The organism is Pseudomonas sp. 37 R 15 (genome assembly GCF_900004865.1).
Classification (GTDB): Bacteria; Pseudomonadota; Gammaproteobacteria; order Pseudomonadales; family Pseudomonadaceae; genus Aquipseudomonas; species Aquipseudomonas fluorescens_AM.
This window is the reverse complement of sequence record NZ_CVTV01000020.1, coordinates 250823-268323: the sequence shown is the minus strand read 5'-3', so window position 1 is coordinate 268323 and position 17501 is coordinate 250823. Positions and strand designations below refer to the sequence as shown.

Annotated in this window: 17 protein-coding genes; 8 read left to right on the top strand and 9 right to left on the bottom strand. The window is 60.8% G+C overall.

Translation table 11 applies throughout. From position 1 onward, the window contains the following. Window positions 1-14: 14 nt before the first annotated feature. Window positions 15-269 (bottom strand): glutaredoxin 3, encoded by a 255-nt coding sequence (grxC, locus tag BFQ04_RS06445; RefSeq protein WP_065950084.1) that lies wholly within the window; start codon window positions 267-269, stop codon window positions 15-17. A 1-nt stretch (window position 270) separates the two neighbouring features. Then, the gene (locus BFQ04_RS06440) at window positions 271-684 is read right to left on the bottom strand and encodes a rhodanese-like domain-containing protein (RefSeq protein ID WP_057025458.1); all 414 of its coding nucleotides are present in this window, start codon (window positions 682-684) and stop codon (window positions 271-273) included. A 151-nt stretch (window positions 685-835) separates the two neighbouring features. Here BFQ04_RS06440 and gpmI point away from each other — a divergent pair, with 151 nt between their 5' ends. The 4 genes from gpmI to BFQ04_RS06420 all read left to right on the top strand — a co-directional run bounded on the left by gpmI (window position 836) and on the right by BFQ04_RS06420 (window position 6030). Then, the gene (gene gpmI, locus BFQ04_RS06435) at window positions 836-2362 is read left to right on the top strand and encodes a 2,3-bisphosphoglycerate-independent phosphoglycerate mutase (RefSeq protein WP_065950083.1); all 1527 of its coding nucleotides are present in this window, start codon (window positions 836-838) and stop codon (window positions 2360-2362) included. 259 nt (window positions 2363-2621) lie between these two features. Beyond that, a complete protein-coding gene (locus tag BFQ04_RS06430; RefSeq protein WP_065950082.1) occupies window positions 2622-3917 on the top strand; it encodes a murein hydrolase activator EnvC family protein in 1296 nt (431 codons plus the stop codon). A gap of 30 nt (window positions 3918-3947) precedes the next feature. Continuing rightward, on the top strand, window positions 3948-5255 hold the full coding sequence (locus BFQ04_RS06425; protein ID WP_065950081.1) for a S41 family peptidase: 1308 nt from the start codon (window positions 3948-3950) through the stop codon (window positions 5253-5255). A 1-nt stretch (window position 5256) separates the two neighbouring features. After that, entirely contained in the window at window positions 5257-6030 is a 774-nt protein-coding gene (locus tag BFQ04_RS06420; RefSeq protein ID WP_065950080.1) for a divergent polysaccharide deacetylase family protein, read from the top strand. A gap of 144 nt (window positions 6031-6174) precedes the next feature. Here the strand turns inward: BFQ04_RS06420 and BFQ04_RS06415 are convergent, their stop codons facing one another. After that, the gene (locus tag BFQ04_RS06415; protein WP_065950079.1) at window positions 6175-6930 is read right to left on the bottom strand and encodes a substrate-binding periplasmic protein; all 756 of its coding nucleotides are present in this window, start codon (window positions 6928-6930) and stop codon (window positions 6175-6177) included. Window positions 6931-7183: 253 nt separating this feature from the next. Here BFQ04_RS06415 and BFQ04_RS06410 point away from each other — a divergent pair, with 253 nt between their 5' ends. After that, window positions 7184-8488, top strand: coding sequence for a Vps62-related protein (locus BFQ04_RS06410; protein ID WP_065950078.1), 1305 nt, complete (start codon window positions 7184-7186; stop codon window positions 8486-8488). Window positions 8489-8497: 9 nt separating this feature from the next. Here BFQ04_RS06410 and hisF read toward each other — a convergent pair whose 3' ends face one another. From hisF to BFQ04_RS06380, 6 genes are all read right to left on the bottom strand, one after another. After that, complete coding sequence (gene hisF, locus BFQ04_RS06405) at window positions 8498-9268, bottom strand: imidazole glycerol phosphate synthase subunit HisF (RefSeq protein WP_065950077.1); 771 nt, start codon at window positions 9266-9268, stop codon at window positions 8498-8500. An 83-nt stretch (window positions 9269-9351) separates the two neighbouring features. After that, window positions 9352-10101 carry a 1-(5-phosphoribosyl)-5-[(5-phosphoribosylamino)methylideneamino]imidazole-4-carboxamide isomerase gene (gene hisA, locus BFQ04_RS06400; RefSeq protein ID WP_065950076.1) on the bottom strand — a complete coding sequence of 250 codons (750 nt, stop codon included), beginning with the start codon at window positions 10099-10101 and terminating at the stop codon, window positions 9352-9354. 90 nt (window positions 10102-10191) lie between these two features. Then, window positions 10192-10452, bottom strand: coding sequence for a DUF2164 domain-containing protein (locus tag BFQ04_RS06395; RefSeq protein WP_065950075.1), 261 nt, complete (start codon window positions 10450-10452; stop codon window positions 10192-10194). Beyond that, on the bottom strand, window positions 10453-11091 hold the full coding sequence (hisH, locus tag BFQ04_RS06390) for an imidazole glycerol phosphate synthase subunit HisH (RefSeq protein WP_065950074.1): 639 nt from the start codon (window positions 11089-11091) through the stop codon (window positions 10453-10455). It lies immediately after the preceding gene. After that, window positions 11091-11684, bottom strand: a complete 594-nt coding sequence (gene hisB, locus BFQ04_RS06385; protein WP_065885762.1) for an imidazoleglycerol-phosphate dehydratase HisB — start codon at window positions 11682-11684, stop codon at window positions 11091-11093. The genes hisH and hisB overlap by 1 nt, the downstream gene beginning before the upstream one ends. Before the next feature lie 267 nt (window positions 11685-11951). Then, entirely contained in the window at window positions 11952-13613 is a 1662-nt protein-coding gene (locus BFQ04_RS06380; RefSeq protein ID WP_065950073.1) for an OFA family MFS transporter, read from the bottom strand. A gap of 325 nt (window positions 13614-13938) precedes the next feature. On the opposite strand from BFQ04_RS06380, the gene BFQ04_RS06375 reads away from it, so the two are divergent. Genes BFQ04_RS06375 through BFQ04_RS06365 form a run of 3 tightly spaced genes read left to right on the top strand, consistent with a single transcriptional unit; the run spans window position 13939 to window position 17488 of the window. Then, window positions 13939-16155, top strand: a complete 2217-nt coding sequence (locus BFQ04_RS06375; protein WP_065950072.1) for an AsmA family protein — start codon at window positions 13939-13941, stop codon at window positions 16153-16155. Then, the gene (gene mutY / locus BFQ04_RS06370) at window positions 16152-17219 is read left to right on the top strand and encodes an A/G-specific adenine glycosylase (RefSeq protein ID WP_065950071.1); all 1068 of its coding nucleotides are present in this window, start codon (window positions 16152-16154) and stop codon (window positions 17217-17219) included. Before BFQ04_RS06375 ends, mutY begins: the two co-directional genes overlap by 4 nt. Beyond that, entirely contained in the window at window positions 17216-17488 is a 273-nt protein-coding gene (locus BFQ04_RS06365) for an oxidative damage protection protein (protein ID WP_057724507.1), read from the top strand. Before mutY ends, BFQ04_RS06365 begins: the two co-directional genes overlap by 4 nt. The last annotated feature ends 13 nt before the right edge of the window (window positions 17489-17501 follow it).

Genomic DNA, 17501 nt, shown 5'->3' with positions numbered 1-17501 from the left:
GGGTCTTTAAGGGGTTAGGCGGACAGCAGCGCGTCGAGTTTACCGGCGCGCTCCAGGGCGAACAGGTCATCGCAACCACCGATATGCCGGCTGCCGATCCAGATCTGCGGGACCGACGTGCGGCCAGCCTTCTGGGCCATTTCAGCGCGCACTTGAGGTTTGCCGTCGACCTTGATTTCTTCGAAGGCCACCTTCTTGCTCTGGAGCAACTGCTTGGCTCGGATGCAAAAAGGGCAATAATCGCTGGAATACACGACAACCTGGCTCATATCACTTCACCAACGGCAGGTTATCGCCACGCCAGCTGCTGATACCACCGGACAGCTTGGCAGCGGTGAAGCCGGACTTGAGCATCTCGCGAGCGTGAGTGCCGGAGTGCTGGCCTTGGGCGTCGACCAGGATAATAGTCTTGGCCTTGTATTTCTCCAGTTCGGCCAAGCGCGCGATCAGCTTGTCCTGGGGAATGTTCAGGGCGCCGACGATATGGCCGGCGGCGAAATCCTTGGCTGGGCGAATATCCACGACAACGGCCTCATCCTTGTTGACCAGCGCGGTCAGCTCCGATGTACTCAGGCTGCGGCCACCACGGCTCAATTCGTGAGCGATCAGCAGCGCCAGCAGGATGACGAAGGCACCCACGAGCAGATAGTGGGCAGTGGCAAATGCAATCAGGTGATCAACCATCAAGGAGGTTCCAGGGCGTTAAAATGGCGGTAAGTATACACAGCCGTCGGGGGCGGCCAACCCCCGTAAAGCGGTGACGCGGTTGGAACTTCGCTTTAAACTGCCACTCACTTTTCCATTGCCTTCCTTTATTAACGCCGCGAGAGGATCTATGACTACCACGCCTAAACCTTTGGTCCTGATAATTCTCGATGGCTTCGGACACAGTGAAAGCCACCACGACAACGCGGTGTACGCCGCCCGCAAGCCTGTGCTGGACCGCCTCACCGCCACCGTGCCCAACGGCCTGATCTCGGGTTCCGGCATGGACGTGGGCCTGCCGGACGGCCAGATGGGCAACTCGGAAGTCGGCCACATGAATCTCGGCGCCGGACGAGTGGTCTATCAGGACTTCACCCGCGTGACCAAAGCGATCCGCGATGGCGAGTTCTTCGAGAACCCGACCATTTGCGCGGCGGTGGATAAAGCCGTCGCCGCCGGCAAGGCCGTGCACTTCATGGGCCTGCTCTCGGATGGCGGCGTACACAGCCATCAGGACCACCTGATCGCCATGGCCGAACTGGCCTTCAAGCGCGGTGCCGACAAGATCTACCTGCACGCCTTCCTTGATGGTCGCGACACCCCGCCCAAAAGCGCGCAGTCGTCCATCGAACTGCTGGACGCCACGTTCGCCGCCCTGGGCAAAGGCCGCATCGCCAGCCTGGTAGGCCGTTACTTTGCCATGGACCGCGACAACCGCTGGGACCGCGTGGCCCAAGCCTACAACCTGATCGTCGACGGTCAGGCCGAATTCAACGCCGCCACTGCCCAGCAAGGCCTGGAAGCCGCCTACGCGCGTGGCGAGAGCGATGAATTCGTCAAGGCCACCACCATCGGTGAGCCGGTGAAAGTCGAAGACGGCGACGCCGTGGTGTTCATGAACTTCCGCGCCGACCGTGCCCGTGAACTGAGCCATGTGTTTGTCGACGACGGTTTCAAGGATTTCGACCGCGCGCGCCAGCCGAAAGTCGAGTTCGTCATGCTCACTCAATACGCCGCCAATATCCCGGCCCCGTCGGCATTCGCGCCGGGCAGCCTGGAAAACGTGCTGGGCGATTACCTGGCGAAAAACGGCAAGACTCAGCTGCGCATTGCCGAAACCGAAAAATATGCCCACGTGACCTTCTTCTTCTCCGGTGGCCGCGAAGAGCCGTTCCCGGGTGAAGAACGCATCCTGATCCCGTCGCCAAAGGTCGCCACCTACGACCTGCAGCCAGAGATGAGCGCGCCGGAAGTCACCGACAAAATTGTCGATGCCATCGAGCATCAGCGTTACGACGTCATCGTGGTCAACTACGCCAACGGCGACATGGTCGGCCACAGCGGCAACCTGGAGGCTGCCACTAAGGCCGTGGAATGCCTGGACCTGTGCGTGGGCCGCATCGTCGATGCCCTGGACAACGTCGGTGGCGAAGCGCTGATCACCGCCGACCACGGCAACTGCGAGCAGATGTCCGACGAGTCCACCGGCCAGGCCCACACAGCCCACACCACCGAGCCGGTGCCGTTCATCTACGTCGGCAAGCGCGATTTCAAAGTGCGTAACGGCGGCGTATTGGCGGATGTGGCGCCGACCATGCTGATGCTGATGGGGCTGGAAAAGCCGAAGGAAATGACTGGCACTTCAATCCTGGTCTGATTTAAACAACACGGTAGATCCAATGTGGGAGGGGGCTTGCCCCCGATGACGGAGTGTCAGTCAACACTTATGTGACTGGTCCACCGCTATCGGGGGCAAGCCCCCTCCCACATTGGCCCTTCGGTGTTTGGAAGATATCTTTTTGCCATACCACCACCACTCGGCACCTATCTTGCCCGCCCGCCCCAATTGGACGTTTTTTTTGCGGCGCTTGGCGGGCATACTAGAGCGTCCCTTTCCCCTGGTGTCGCCCGCCTCTATGCTTCGCGCCTTGATTACCCTCGCTCTTGTCTGCCTGCTCCAACCGGCATTTGCCGATGAGCGTGCACAAACCCAACAACAGTTGGACGCTACGCGTCAGGACATTACCGAGCTGAAAAAACTGCTCGGCAAGCTCCAGGAAGAAAAGTCCGGCGTGCAGAAAGACCTGCGCGGCACGGAAACCGAAATGGGCAAGCTGGAGAAGCAGGTCCAGGAGCTGCAAAAAGAACTAAAGAAGAGCGAGTCGGAACTGGAGCGACTCGACGCTGAGAAAAAAAAACTCCAGAGCGCACGCGTTGAACAGCAACGCCTGATCGCGATCCAGGCCCGCGCCGCCTACCAGAGCGGCCGCCAGGAATATCTCAAACTGCTGCTCAACCAGCAGAACCCGGAAAAATTTGCCCGCACCCTCACCTATTACGATTACCTGAGCCAGGCGCGCCTGGCGCAGTTGAAGGGCTTTAACGAAACGCTGCGCCAGTTGGCCAATGTCGAGCAGGAGATCAATGATCAGCAGGCCCAACTGCTCGATCAGAAGACCGCGCTCGACACCCAGCGCAACGAGCTGGACAAGGTCCGCAAGGAACGCCAGCAAGCCCTGGCCAAGCTCAACGATGACGTAAAAGCCCGCGACGCCAAGCTCCAGGCCCGCGAGCAGGACCAGGCCGACCTGGCCAAAGTGCTCAAGACTATCGAAGAAACCCTGGCGCGCCAGGCACGCGAGGCCGAAGAAGCGCGGCAAAAAGCGCTGATCGCCCAGCAGGAAGCCGAAAAAAAGCGCCAGCGTGAGGCCGAACTGGCTGCCACCAGCGATGCGCCGGCCCCGCGCAAACCGGCGCATGCAGCGCCTGGCCCGCTGGTTTCCAGCAGCGGCGAGTCATTCGGCGGGCCTTTTGCTTCAGCCCGCGGCAAACTTCCATGGCCGGTTGATGGTCGACTGTTGGCACGCTTCGGTGAAACCCGTGGCGATGACACCCGTGCCAAGTGGGATGGCGTGATGATCAGCGCCTCTGCGGGCAGCCAGGTCCACGCCGTCCACGGCGGGCGCGTGGTGTTTGCCGATTGGCTACGCGGGGCCGGCTTGCTGGTGATTCTTGACCACGGTAATGGCTATTTGAGCCTTTACGGCCACAATCAGACGTTACTCAAGTCGGCAGGTGATGTGGTAAAAGCCGGTGAATCCATCTCCACTGTCGGTAACAGTGGTGGCCAGGACACCCCGGCGCTGTACTTCGCTATTCGTCAGCAGGGCCGCCCGAGCGACCCTGCACAATGGTGCCGATCCCAAGGATAGGGTCGCATCTACATTAGGAGTTCGTTCGACATGCTGCATTTGTCCCGCCTCACATCGCTGGCCCTGACGATCGCCCTGGTGATCGGCGCGCCTCTGGCTTTTGCCGACCAGGCTGCACCCGCTGCAATGGCCGCGACCACCAAGGCGCCGTTGCCGCTGGACGAGCTGCGCACCTTTGCCGAGGTCATGGACCGGATCAAGGCTGCCTATGTCGAACCCGTAGACGACAAGACCCTGCTGGAAAATGCCATCAAGGGCATGCTCAGCAACCTCGACCCGCATTCGGCCTACCTGGGCCCCGAAGACTTCGCTGAACTGCAGGAAAGCACCAGCGGTGAATTCGGTGGACTGGGTATCGAAGTGGGCTCCGAAGACGGCCAGATCAAAGTGGTCTCGCCCATCGACGATACCCCGGCGTCCAAGGCCGGCATCCAGGCCGGTGACCTGATCGTCAAGATCAACGGCCAGCCGACCCGTGGCCAATCCATGACCGAAGCCGTCGACAAAATGCGCGGCAAGCTCGGCCAGAAAATCACCCTGACCCTGGTGCGCGACGGCGGCAACCCGTTTGACGTGACCCTGGCCCGCGCGACCATCACGGTCAAGAGCGTGAAGAGCCAGTTGCTGGAGTCGGGCTATGGTTACATCCGCATCACCCAGTTCCAGGTCAAGACCGGCGACGAAGTGGCCAAGGCCCTGGCCAAGCTGCGCAAGGACAATGGCAAGAAGCTCAACGGCATCGTGCTCGACCTGCGTAACAACCCGGGTGGCGTGTTGCAATCGGCGGTGGAAGTGGTCGACCACTTCATCACCAAGGGCCTGATCGTCTACACCAAGGGCCGCATCGCCAATTCCGAGCTGCGCTTCTCGGCCACCGGCAACGACCTGAGCGAGAATGTGCCGCTGGCTGTGTTGATCAACGGCGGCAGCGCCTCGGCCTCGGAGATCGTTGCCGGTGCCCTGCAGGACCAGAAGCGCGGCGTGCTGATGGGCACCACCAGCTTCGGTAAAGGCTCGGTGCAAACCGTATTGCCGCTCAATAACGAGCGTGCGTTGAAGATCACCACGGCGCTGTACTACACGCCTAATGGTCGCTCGATCCAGGCCCAGGGCATCGTGCCGGACATCGAAGTGCGCAAGGCCAGGATCACCAACGAGATCGACAGCGAGTACTACAAAGAAGCGGACCTGCAAGGCCACCTGGGCAATGGCAACGGCGGCGCCGACCAGCCGACCGGCAGTGGCGCCAAAGCCAAACCGATGCCGCAGGACGACGATTACCAGTTGGCCCAGGCGCTGAGCCTGCTCAAGGGCCTGAGCATCACGCGCAGCCGTTGATATGCGCTTTGCCCTGACCATCGCCTTGCTGTGCAGCCTGGCCGGATTCGCGCAAGCGACGCCGGCCGGCGAGCCGCACAAAGCCTATCTCACCCTGATCATCGACGACCTCGGGCAAAACCTGCCCAGGGATCGTCGCGTGCTGGCCCTGCCTGGGCCGGTCACCACCGCGATCATGCCTGACACCCCTCATGCCGCCGAATTCGCCCGCGAGGCCCACAAGGCCGGCAAGATCGTCATCCTGCACATGCCCATGGATCCGGCCACCGGTCCGTTTGCCTGGCACCCCGAGCTGTCGATCGAAGAGCTGGGCAAGCGCCTGGACGCTGCATTCGCGGCCGTGCCCTACACCGCCGGCATCAATAACCATATGGGCAGCCGCATGACGGCGCAGCCACAGGCAATGGCGTGGTTAATGGGCGAGCTGCAGCGGCGCCACAAGTTCTTTGTGGACAGCCGTACCAGCGCACAGACCGTTGCCGCCGCCGAGGCGCAGAAGATTGGGCTGGCGCATGTTTCGCGGGATGTCTTCCTCGATGACGAGCGCACCGAGGCAGCAATTACCACGCAACTGCAGACCGCAATCAAGCTGGCGCATAAACAGGGCTCGGCGGTGATGATCGGACACCCTTACCCACAGACCCTGGCGGTGCTGGAGCGCGAATTGCCCAAGCTCAAGGCGCAGGGTGTGGAGTGGATCGATATCAAGTTGATGATCAGCGTGCGCAGTAACCGGGCGATGGCCGGGCACGGCAAAGACGGCATTTACCGCTGAATCAAGTGGCGAAAATCCAATGTGGGAGGGGGCTTGCCCCCGATAGCGGTGTGTCAGCTGAACATGTATTGGCTGATCTGCTGCCATCGGGGGCAAGCCCCCTCCCACATTTTTGACCGCGTTTATTCTTCGGAACTGCCCACTTCAGAGGTAACGCGCCATGATTTCGTCTACACGACCACTCTTGCGTAATTCATCCAGCGCAGCCTGGAGCCTGGCAACCACGTCGTCCGGCACATCCTTGTTCAACGCCAGGTAAAGCTGCGCGCTGTTGAACCGCAACACCGTCCTGAGCCCGTTCACCCCCACCTGGCGCGCCAGGTAACGGCCAGCAGGATCGCCGGTGGCCCACAGGTCGATCTGGCCCTCCATGAGCTTTTGCGCATTATCCTGGTCACGTAAGGCGACAACCGGCTTGAGCCCCTGCTTGTCCAGGCTCTCGGCAATGGCATCGCCTTTGTAGGCGCCAATCCTGTAGCGGCGCGCCTGCTCCAGGCCTTCCAACTGGATCTTGCTGTCAGCCTTGGCCAGCAGCACCCAATCGTCCGGGCCGATGGGGCCGACCCATTTGAACAAGGCTTCACGGTCCGGCAAACGGGCCATGACGAACACACCATAGCCAGGCTTTTCCAGGGCGAGTTTGTAGATTCGCTCCCAAGGAAAACGCAGGGTGAGGTTGTAGGCAATGCCGGCGCGCTTGAAGGTTTCCCGCACGATATCCACGGCGATGCCTTCGATGTTCTCGTCCCTGGCGAAATTCTTGCCGTTTTTCGCCATGTTGTAAGGCGGGAAATTTTCCGTCAGCAGCACCAGGGAGGTGGCAGGCGATTCGTCGGCGTGCGCCGTAGCCGCCATGAGCATGGAGGAACTGACGAGGACGAGCAGCAGGTGTTTGAACATGAAGGCTACCGGAATCCATGGCAAGCGCAGAGAGTGCCGCGACCCCGCCATGCTGTCCAGCAGCGTTTACCGAACGACGAACCCGCGCGCTTGCAGTGCCTACATAACGACTACATCCCCGGCGCTCTGTGCTCAATAGTGGAGTCTTGAGGCTTGTCCGTTCGGAACGCGCTGACCGTCTGATACAGAGGGACCAGATCACGCCACGACGGCCGGCCCTCCCCAACTCTATTTCTGCGAAAAGGACATCCCCATGGAGTCAATAAAATATGGAAATCTGTTAATCAATTTCACCTCCCAATTCCAATGGCTTTGGGATAGCAATGGTTCAACGAATGCGAGCCCGGGTGCATTTTGGCGCCCGGTGCCAAATCCCGAGTTTCTCAAAGGCTATTTTCCGCTGGGCGATGTGGTGATCGGTCAGTACGGCAACCACCAAATCAGCGGAAAGAAAGTGGTCGCGGTAGTTGGCGAAGGTGATCCGAACAGCGAAGAAGCCCGGGTTAAAGGCAAAGCACTCAGCCCGCCTGATGAATACGAGCTGGTCTGGAACGATATAGGTTCCAAAGCCTACGAGGACGGTGCAGTGTGGCGCCCGGTAGCGCCTGAAGGTTATTTGGCGCTCGGCTTTGTGACCACCCGGGGTTACCAGAAGCCCTCGCGCAACGCCATTCGCTGTGTCAGAGCTGACCTGGTCATAGCCTCCTACATCAGCGACCTTATCTGGAACGACAGAGGCAGCAACGCCGCGATGAGCTTCAGTGCCTGGAACATCACACCACCTGGCGCCGCACAGGGCGAAATTTACCTTTCGCCAGGTACCTTTGTCGGGGCCGACAGCTATGCAAGGCCGGACCAGCATATTGCGGCCTACTCGTTACGAATGCGTATCCCGCTGCAGGTCAACCCTTCCCCGCCAGCCCCACACTTGACTGACCACTCCATTCCCTCGCCCCATGAAAAGGCCGAGGTCACTCATATGTCCACGCTCCCGTGGTTCACAGTCAAAGATCCCCACCTGAGCCCCGTCGAACAACTGCGCTCATCGCCGACTTATCGTCTGGAAAGAACCGATAAGTATCTGCGCGTCGGATTTGGTCGGAACGAAAGCTCCGCAACGCAGACCCTGAAGTGGGTCGCGACCAACGGGCAAAACGGATCACAGCTTGAAACCTTTACTCGTACCACGGCCATAGAGATCGGGAGCGAATGGCAGTTCAGCATCACTCCACTGGCCTCCTCAATCAAATTTTCGGCAAAGTTCAACAAAAGTCTCACTCACACCGAAACCTCCACGCAGGGGTGGACAAGCTCGACGTCCATTGAGATCAGCGCGACGGTGCCAGCCCACAAAACCATTGCGGTGTACTTGATACAAAGTGAGTACCGATTGTTGCGTGAGAACAACACGCAAATCTCTTCCAGCATCAGCTACACCGATGGCAACAGCGTGTACTGGAGTGAATACCCGCCAGCACGAGAATGCCAAATCAATTGCAGGCCCCTGTCCGCGCTGGAGTCCAAAGCCCGCGAAGCGGTTATCACGTCGTCCGTTTAACGAACCCGTTTAACGAACGACGATACCGCGCGCCGCCATGTAAGCCTTGGCCTCGGGGACGGTGTATTCGCCAAAATGGAAAATACTCGCCGCCAGCACCGCGCTGGCATGCCCTTCGATGACGCCATCGGCCAAGTGCTGCAGGTTGCCGACACCGCCGGAGGCGATCACCGGGATGCCCAGGGCATCGCTGATGGCGCGGGTTACGCCCAGGTCAAAGCCGTTTTTCATGCCGTCCTGGTCCATGCTGGTCAGCAGGATTTCACCGGCGCCGAGGGCTTCCATCTTCATCGCCCACTCCACCGCGTCCAGCCCGGTCGGTTTGCGCCCGCCGTGGGTGAAGATCTCCCAGCGCGGGGTTTCGCCGGGGCCGGACACTTTCTTGGCGTCGATGGCGACCACGATGCATTGCGAGCCGAAGTGCTGCGCGGCTTCGCCGACAAACTCAGGGTTGAACACCGCAGCGGTGTTGATCGAGACCTTGTCCGCGCCGGCATTGAGCAGGTTGCGGATGTCTTGCACGGTGCGCACGCCGCCGCCCACGGTCAGCGGGATAAACACCTGGCTGGCCATGCGCTCGACGGTGTGCAAAGTGGTATCGCGGCCGTCGACGCTGGCGGTGATGTCGAGAAAGGTAATTTCATCGGCACCCTGTTCATCGTAGCGACGGGCGATTTCCACAGGGTCGCCGGCATCACGGATGTTCTCGAACTTGACGCCCTTGACCACGCGACCGTTGTCGACGTCCAGGCAAGGGATGATGCGTCTGGCTAAAGCCATAGGCTTATCTCCGATAAGAGTTGCAAGCTTTGAGCTACAAGCTGCAAGTAGAAGCAGATCGGCTTTAACTTGCAGCTTGCAGCTTACGACTTGGAGCTGGCCGCGTAGCCATCACAGAAGGCTTGTGCTTCGGCCACATCCAGCGTGCCCTCATAAATCGCGCGGCCTGTAATGGCGCCAATGATGCCGGGCACTTTGGCGTCCAGCAGCGACTTGATGTCGCCCAGGTTGTGAATACCACCGGAAGCTATCACTGGAATCCTGGTCGCCGCAGCCAGCGCCGCGGTGAACGGCACGTTGCAGCCCTGCATCATGCCGTCTTTGGCGATGTCGGTATAAACGATGGCGGACACACCATCAGCTTCGAACTGCTTGGCCAGGTCGATCACCTGCACCGTGCTGATTTCAGCCCAGCCGTCGGTGGCGACAAAACCGTCCTTGGCATCCAGGCCGACGATCACCTTGCCCGGGAACGCGCGGCAGGCTTCGGCGACGAAGGCTGGGTCTTTTACCGCCTTGGTGCCGATGATCACGTAGCTCACGCCGGCTTTGACGTAATGCTCGATGGTTTCCAGCGAGCGGATACCGCCGCCGATCTGGATCGGCAGGTTGGGGTAGCGTCTGGCGATCGCGGTGACCACCTCGCCATTGACTGGCTGGCCTTCGAAGGCGCCGTTCAAGTCCACCAGATGCAGACGACGGCAGCCCCCTTCCACCCATTTGGCGGCCATGCTCACCGGGTCATCGGAGAACACCGTGGAATCTTCCATACGGCCCTGGCGCAGACGGACGCAGGCGCCGTCCTTGAGATCGATAGCGGGGATAATCAGCATGCTTTTCCTTCGTCAAAGAGCTGCAAGCTGCAAGCTATTAGCTGCAAGCAAGCACGCGTATCAATTCTTGCAGCTTATGGCTTGAAGCTTTCAGCTGCTCTTTTCAAGCGACCACAAGTCGCTTTCGATGCTTTCGAACCTTTCTTTAAGGAGCGTCTGCGTGTCGAAAACCGCCCTGTTGTAATAATGCGGCGCCACTTCGGTGGTGAACAGCTCAAGAATCTCGGCGACTTCAAACGAGCCCAGCTTGAGCTCGAAGCGGTCCTCCATGAACCGCTTGATCTTGTCGATAGCCGCACGCTCCTGCTCGGGCGTGAGGTTCAAGATCGGCGGTTTCAGTTTCTTGGCCATTTACCAGTGACCGTCCCACGCGGCGAAGTTCTGCAGCAATTGCAGGCCATGGGTATGGCTCTTCTCCGGGTGGAACTGCACGGCAAAGCGCGAGCCGTCGGCCAGCGCTGCGGCGAAGTCGACGCCGTAGTGCCCGCCCCCCACCACCTGGCGCGGGTTACCGGCGGCGATGTAGTAGCTGTGCACAAAGTAGAAACGCGCCATGTCCGGAATCTCGTGCCACAGCGGGTGATCCACCGCGCGACGCACTTCGTTCCACCCCATGTGCGGCACCTTGAGGTGTTCGCCGTCTTCATGCAGGTCTTTGCCGAAGAACTTCACCTGGCCGGGAAACAGACCAATGCAGTCGACACCGCCGTTCTCTTCACTGCTGTCGAGCAAGGCTTGCATGCCCACGCAGATGCCGAGGAACGGACGGTCCTGGCTGACTTCGCGCACCAGGCTGTCAAAGCCCAGGCGGCGGATCTCGGCCATGCAATCGCGAATCGCGCCAACGCCTGGAAACACCACGCGGTCGGCTTCGCGAATCACGTTGGCATCGCTGGTGATCAGCACCTTGCCGGCACCCACGTGCTCGAGCGCCTTGGCCACCGAGTGCAGGTTGCCCATGCCGTAATCGATAACCGCGACCGTCTGCATTACAGAACGCCCTTGGTCGAAGGCATTTGCCCGGCCATGCGCTCATCCAGCTCCACGGCCATGCGCAGCGCGCGGCCGAAAGCCTTGAACACGGTTTCGATCTGGTGGTGGGTGTTGGTGCCGCGCAGGTTGTCGATGTGCAGGCTGACCAGTGCGTGGTTGACGAAACCCTGGAAGAATTCCTGGAACAGGTCGACGTCAAAGCCACCCACGGTGGCGCGGGTGTAGGGCACGTGCATCTGCAGGCCCGGGCGGCCGGAGAAGTCGATGACTACGCGCGACAGCGCTTCGTCCAGCGGGACATAGGCGTGGCCGTAGCGACGGATGCCTTTTTTGTCGCCGATGGCCTTGGCAAAGGCCTGGCCGAGGGTGATGCCCACGTCTTCCACCGTGTGGTGGTCGTCGATGTGCAGGTCGCCCTTGCTGACGATATCCAGGTCGATCAGCCCGTGACGGGCGATCTGGTCCAGCATGTGCTCAAGAAAAGGCACACCGATATCAAATCGGGCCTTTCCGGTGCCATCCAGGTTGATCGAGGCTTTGATCTGGGTTTCCAGAGTGTCGCGCTCGACGGACGCCATACGTTCGACCATCACCAGCTCCGCAAATCATTGGGCGAAAAAGGCAGCCATTATAGGGGCGCGGGCGCTAAACAGAAACATCGAAGGGGATAAGACTGACGAGTTGAAGCGGGGAATGTCGGGGATAGACATGTGCATACATGTGGGACCCAGCCCACCAGAACACTAACAATCAATGTGGGAGGGGGCTTGCCCCCGATAGCAGTGGGTCAGTCAACAATGCATTGACTGATGCGCCGCCATCGGGGGCAAGCCCCCTCCCACACGGGTTTTGCCGTGTTAGTGGAACAGTACTGCGGTCTTCTGCAGGGTCACCCACACACCCCATGCCAACGGAATGCCCACCACCAGCCAGGCGGCGACCGCCAATGGCTTGCTGCCAGGGGAGGCTTTCCACTCCAGCACGGTGCTGGCGTCAGCGCCTTTGTCATGGCCCAGCGCCTGCTCGGCGGCGAGTTCGGCGTCGGTCATGAAGTACTTGTCGGCCACCGGACGCACCAGCAGGTTGCAGATGAAGCCCAGCACCAGCAGGCCAGCGAGAATGTACAAGGTGATGTCGTAGGCCGCAGCGCGTTCAACGCCGATGCTCAACTGATATTCACGCAGGTAGTTCACCAGCACCGGGCCCAATACGCCGGCAGCGGCCCAGGCGGTCAGCAGGCGACCATGAATGGCGCCGACCATTTGCGTACCGAACAGGTCGGCCAGGTAAGCCGGGACCGTGGCAAAACCACCGCCGTACATCGACAGGATGATGCAGAACGCCGCCACGAACAGTGCCACGTTGCCCAGGTGCCCCAGGTTCGGGATCAGCGCGTACAGGGCGAAGCCAAGGGCGAAGAACACGAAGTAGGTATTTTTGCGCCCCAGGTAGTCGGAGAACGACGCCCAGAAGAACCGGCCACCGATGTTGAACAGGCTCAACAGGCCGGTGAAGCCTGCCGCGATCGCGGCAATCGATGCGAGTTGCCCGGCGTCCAACTGACCAAACGGTACGTCCAGCCCCAGCAATTTGCCGCCGAACACTTCCTGCAGCAGCGGCGAAGCCATGCCGAGGATGCCGATACCGGCTGACACGTTCAGGCACAGCACCAGCCATACCAGACGAAATTGCGGGGTTTTCCACGCCACGTTCACATGCACATGACGGTGCGTGATCATCGCGTTGCTGGCTTTTTTCGCCGGTGCGGTCCAGCCCTCAGGCTTCCAGCCGGTTGGCGGAACGCGATAGGACAAAGCGCCGCCGATCATGAACACGAAATAGATCGCAGCCATCACCAGGAAGCTCTGCCATACGCCCACGCTGGTCGGCGAGGCGAAGTGGCCCATCAGTGCTGCCGCCAGCGGTGCACCGACCATCGCGCCGCCGCCGAAGCCCATGATCGCCATGCCGGTCGCCATGCCGCGTTTGTCCGGGAACCACTTGATCAGCGTGGACACGGGCGAGATATAGCCCAGGCCCAGGCCGATACCGCCGATGACCCCGGAGCCGATCCACATCAGCCAGATCTGGTGGGTATAGATACCCAACGCCGAGATCAGCAGGCCGCCGCACCAGCACAACGCCGAGACGACACCGGCCTTGCGCGGCCCGGCATGTTCCAGCCAGCCGCCCCAGATCGCTGCCGAGCAGCCCAGGAAGATGAAGAACAGGGTGTAGATCCAGCCCAGCATGGAGATGGGCCAGTCGCATTGTGACGAGAAGACCTGGGCGATAAAGCTCATGTCCGGCGCACAAGCGACCGGCGCCGTGATGCCCAGCGCCTTGGACAGCGGCAGCCAGAACACCGAGAAGCCGTAGGCCATGCCGATGCACAGGTGGATGGCCAGCGCGGCCGGTGGAACCAGCCAGCGGTTGAAGCCGGGCTTGGCGATAATGCGTTCCTTGGACAGGAACGCAGGCGGTGCGGCGTTGATACCCGCCGCAGTGCTAGTGCTCATTGGTGTTTCCCCCAGTTATTGGTATGCGTCCGTCAGGCGCTCTCCCCCTCGGCCTTGCACGCAACGCGTGGCCGTTTTTTGTGAGTGAAGCTCCATTTTGGCGCGACGATACGTCGCAGAAGGCGGACGAACGCGCAGAGATTAGCACCTGCAGATGCGAGAAAAATCAAATTGACATCACTTTTTTCAGCCCATCTGTTTTATTTGACGCCAAAATCCTGTTTCGCCGGTCGTAGATACAATGTAACGATCCACGAACTGATGCAGGCCTTCGGGCGTTATACTCTGCGGCTAAATTTTGAAATCGACATACAAGGACTCGCCCATGAAAGCGTTCGGCAAAATCCTGGGTCTGGTATTTCTCGGGCTGTTGCTGATCATTGTGGCTCTCGGCTTTGCCCTGACCCATCTCTTCGATCCCAACGACTACAAAGAAGAAATTCGCCAGATTGCCCGCGACAAGGCCCACATCGAGCTGACGCTCAATGGCGACATCGGCTGGAGCCTGTTCCCCTGGCTGGGCCTGGAGCTGCACGAAGCCGGTGTGGCGACCCTGACCAATCCGACCCAACCGTTCGCCGACCTGCAAATGCTCGGCCTGTCGGTACGCGTGCTGCCGCTGCTGCGCCGCGAAGTGCAGATGAGCGATGTGCGGGTCGAAGGCCTGAACCTGCGCCTGAACCGCGACAAGAACGGCCACGGCAACTGGGAAGACATCGGCAAGAACCTGCCTGACGAAACCCCGGATGCTGCCGCCCCCGCGCCGGCCGAACCGGTGGCTGAAGCCAAGCCGGAGAAACCGCCGCAGCCGATCCGCCTGGACATCGACAGCCTGACCATCAACAACGCCCGCGTTGAATACAACGATGAACAGACCGGCAAGCAATTGAGCGCCGAAAGCATCCAACTGAGTGCCGGCGCCATCCACGAAGGCGCCAACATTCCGCTGAAACTCACCGCTTTCCTGGGCAGCAACCAGCCGGTCATGCGCCTCAAGACCGAGCTGAACGGCAACTTGCGCATCCAGCGCGCCCTCAAGCGCTACCAGTTCGAAGACATGCGCCTGAGCGGCGAAGCCACTGGCGAACCCTTGCAGGGCAAAACGCTGACCTTCTCCACCCAGGGTCAATTGCTGGTCGATCTTGCCGCCAACATCGCCGAATGGACCAACCTGAAACTCTCGGCCAACCAATTGCGCGCACTGGGCGAACTGCGGGTTACTGACCTGAGCAATACCCCGCAGATCAGCGGCGCGCTGTCGGTCGCGCAGTTTGACCTGGCCAAGTTTCTCGAGAGCGTCGGCCACCCTCTGCCGGCCATGGCACCGGGCAGCCTGAGCAAAGTCGAACTGGTCAGCCGCCTCACAGGCACGCCGACCAATGTCGCACTGGAGGACCTGAACCTGAAACTCGATGGCAGCACCTTCACCGGTCGCGTTGCCGTGGATGATTTCGCCAAGCAGTCACTGCGCGTGCAGCTCAAGGGCGACACCTTCAACGCCGACAATTACCTGCCGGCCAAATCCGAAGCCGCCAAAGGCACGGCGGCCGCACGCCAGGCCGAAGTGCAAAGCAGCGAGGCCGGTGCGATGGCCGCCGGCGGTAACAGCCCACTGCCGGAAGCGCCGACCAAAGCCGCCTGGAGCAGTGACAAACTGCTGCCGCTGACCCGCCTGCGCAGCCTGGATATCAACGCGGACCTTGCGTTCGGCCAACTTACCTTGAGCCAGCTGCCGATCCAGAACGCGGTACTGAAAGCCTCGGGCGTCGATGGCCAGCTCAGGCTCGACGCGCTGAGCGGTGGCCTCTACAACGGTACGTTCCAGGCCAACGGCACCCTCGATGTACGCCAGGACACCCCGCTCCTGGCGCTGCAAACCCATATCAAGCAGGTACCGGTAGAAAAAATCCTGCAGGCCCAGGGGAAAACCCCACCAGTCAAAGGCCTGGTCACCCTGGACAGCAACCTGACCGGGCGTGGCAACAGCCAGAAGGCCTTGATCGACAGCCTCAACGGCACCGCCGGCATCGTCATCAACAATGGTGTGCTGCTCAACGCCAACATCGAGCAACAACTGTGCACCGGTATCGCCCTGCTCAACCGCAAAACCCTGAGCACCACGCCGCAAGGCAAGGACACGCCCTTCCAGGAACTGCGCGGCAACCTGACGTTGCGCAACGGCGTGGCCAGCAACCCTGACCTGAAAGTGCGCATTCCGGGGCTGACCCTCAACGGCAATGGCGATGTCGACCTGCGCGTACTGGGCATGGACTACCGGGTGGGCATCATCGTCGAAGGCGACCAGCGCGACGTGCCGGACCCGGCCTGCCAGGTCGGCGCCAACTTCCAGGGTATCGAAGTGCCGCTGCGTTGCCGTGGCCCGCTGGAACTGGGCGCCAAGGCCTGCCGCCTGGACAAGGACGGCCTCGGCCAGGTCGCCATCAAAGCAGCGGGCAATCGTCTCAACGAGAAACTCGAAGAGAAGCTCGACAAGGTCAATCCCAAGCTCAAAGACGCATTGAAAGGCCTGTTCAACCGATGAGAAACGAGCAGTTTTCACAGGCGGTGCTGGACTGGTACGACCGCCACGGTCGCCACGACCTGCCCTGGCAACAGGGCATCACGCCGTATCGGGTGTGGGTGTCGGAGATCATGCTGCAACAGACCCAGGTCAGCACCGTGCTCAATTACTTCGACCGGTTCATGGCGTCCTTGCCGACAGTCCAGGCGCTGGCCGCCGCGCCGGAAGACGAAGTGCTGCACCTGTGGACCGGCCTGGGTTACTACACCCGGGCGCGTAACCTGCAAAAGACTGCCAAGATCGTGGTCGCCGAATACGGCGGCGAGTTTCCCAGGGATGTCGAAAAGCTTACCGAACTGCCCGGCATCGGCCTGTCCACTGCCGGCGCAATCGCCAGCCTGAGCATGGGCCTGCGTGCGCCGATCCTCGACGGCAACGTCAAACGCGTGCTGGCACGCTTTACCGCACAAGAGGGCTACCCGGGCGAACCCAAGGTCGCCAAGCAGCTGTGGGCGACCGCAGAGCGCTTTACGCCACACGACCGCGTCAACGCCTACACCCAGGCGATGATGGACATGGGCGCCACGCTATGCACCCGCAGCAAACCCAGCTGCCTGCTGTGCCCGCTGGAAAAAGGCTGCGAAGCCCACATGCTCGGCCTGGAGACGCGCTACCCGATCCCCAAGCCGCGCAAGACCATCCCCCAGAAGCGCACGCTGATGCCGATGCTGGCCAATGCCGAGGGTGCGATCCTGCTTTACCGTCGCCCCTCCACGGGCCTGTGGGGCGGTTTATGGAGCCTGCCGGAGCTGGACGACCTGCAAGACCTGGATCATCTGGCCAATCAGCACGCGCTGGCACTGGGCAAACATCAGGAACTGCCGGGGCTGATCCACACCTTCAGCCACTTCCAGCTGGCCATCGAACCCTGGCTGGTCCAGGTCGAGGAAAGCGCCCATCACGTGGCCGAGGCCGACTGGCTCTGGTATAACCTCGCCACCCCACCGCGCCTGGGCCTTGCCGCCCCGGTGAAAAAACTGCTGAAGCGCGCGGCTGAAGTAATGAACGCAGGAGAGTCGTCATGACCCGCACCATCATGTGCCGCAAGTACCACGAAGAACTGCCCGCCCTCGAACGCGCCCCTTTTCCGGGCGCCAAAGGCCAGGACATCTACGATAACGTCTCCGCCCAGGCGTGGGCCGACTGGCAAAAACACCAGACCCTGCTCATCAACGAAAAACGCTTGAACATGATGAACGCCGAAGACCGCAAATACCTGCAGGGCGAAATGGACAAGTTCTTTTCCGGCGAGGATTACGCCAAGGCCGACGGCTACGTACCACCTGCTCAATAATTGATCAAAAACC

Bases quoted from the DNA above. Each gene is read 5' to 3' on its own strand.
- grxC (WP_065950084.1), bottom strand. From the start codon at position 269: ATGAGCCAGGTTGTCGTGTATTCCAGCGATTATTGCCCTTTTTGCATC.
- BFQ04_RS06440 (WP_057025458.1), bottom strand. From the start codon at position 684: ATGGTTGATCACCTGATTGCATTTGCCACTGCCCACTATCTGCTCGTG.
- gpmI (WP_065950083.1), top strand. From the start codon at position 836: ATGACTACCACGCCTAAACCTTTGGTCCTGATAATTCTCGATGGCTTC.
- BFQ04_RS06430 (WP_065950082.1), top strand. From the start codon at position 2,622: ATGCTTCGCGCCTTGATTACCCTCGCTCTTGTCTGCCTGCTCCAACCG.
- BFQ04_RS06425 (WP_065950081.1), top strand. From the start codon at position 3,948: ATGCTGCATTTGTCCCGCCTCACATCGCTGGCCCTGACGATCGCCCTG.
- BFQ04_RS06420 (WP_065950080.1), top strand. From the start codon at position 5,257: ATGCGCTTTGCCCTGACCATCGCCTTGCTGTGCAGCCTGGCCGGATTC.
- BFQ04_RS06415 (WP_065950079.1), bottom strand. From the start codon at position 6,930: ATGTTCAAACACCTGCTGCTCGTCCTCGTCAGTTCCTCCATGCTCATG.
- BFQ04_RS06410 (WP_065950078.1), top strand. From the start codon at position 7,184: ATGGAGTCAATAAAATATGGAAATCTGTTAATCAATTTCACCTCCCAA.
- hisF (WP_065950077.1), bottom strand. From the start codon at position 9,268: ATGGCTTTAGCCAGACGCATCATCCCTTGCCTGGACGTCGACAACGGT.
- hisA (WP_065950076.1), bottom strand. From the start codon at position 10,101: ATGCTGATTATCCCCGCTATCGATCTCAAGGACGGCGCCTGCGTCCGT.
- BFQ04_RS06395 (WP_065950075.1), bottom strand. From the start codon at position 10,452: ATGGCCAAGAAACTGAAACCGCCGATCTTGAACCTCACGCCCGAGCAG.
- hisH (WP_065950074.1), bottom strand. From the start codon at position 11,091: ATGCAGACGGTCGCGGTTATCGATTACGGCATGGGCAACCTGCACTCG.
- hisB (WP_065885762.1), bottom strand. From the start codon at position 11,684: ATGGTCGAACGTATGGCGTCCGTCGAGCGCGACACTCTGGAAACCCAG.
- BFQ04_RS06380 (WP_065950073.1), bottom strand. From the start codon at position 13,613: ATGAGCACTAGCACTGCGGCGGGTATCAACGCCGCACCGCCTGCGTTC.
- BFQ04_RS06375 (WP_065950072.1), top strand. From the start codon at position 13,939: ATGAAAGCGTTCGGCAAAATCCTGGGTCTGGTATTTCTCGGGCTGTTG.
- mutY (WP_065950071.1), top strand. From the start codon at position 16,152: ATGAGAAACGAGCAGTTTTCACAGGCGGTGCTGGACTGGTACGACCGC.
- BFQ04_RS06365 (WP_057724507.1), top strand. From the start codon at position 17,216: ATGACCCGCACCATCATGTGCCGCAAGTACCACGAAGAACTGCCCGCC.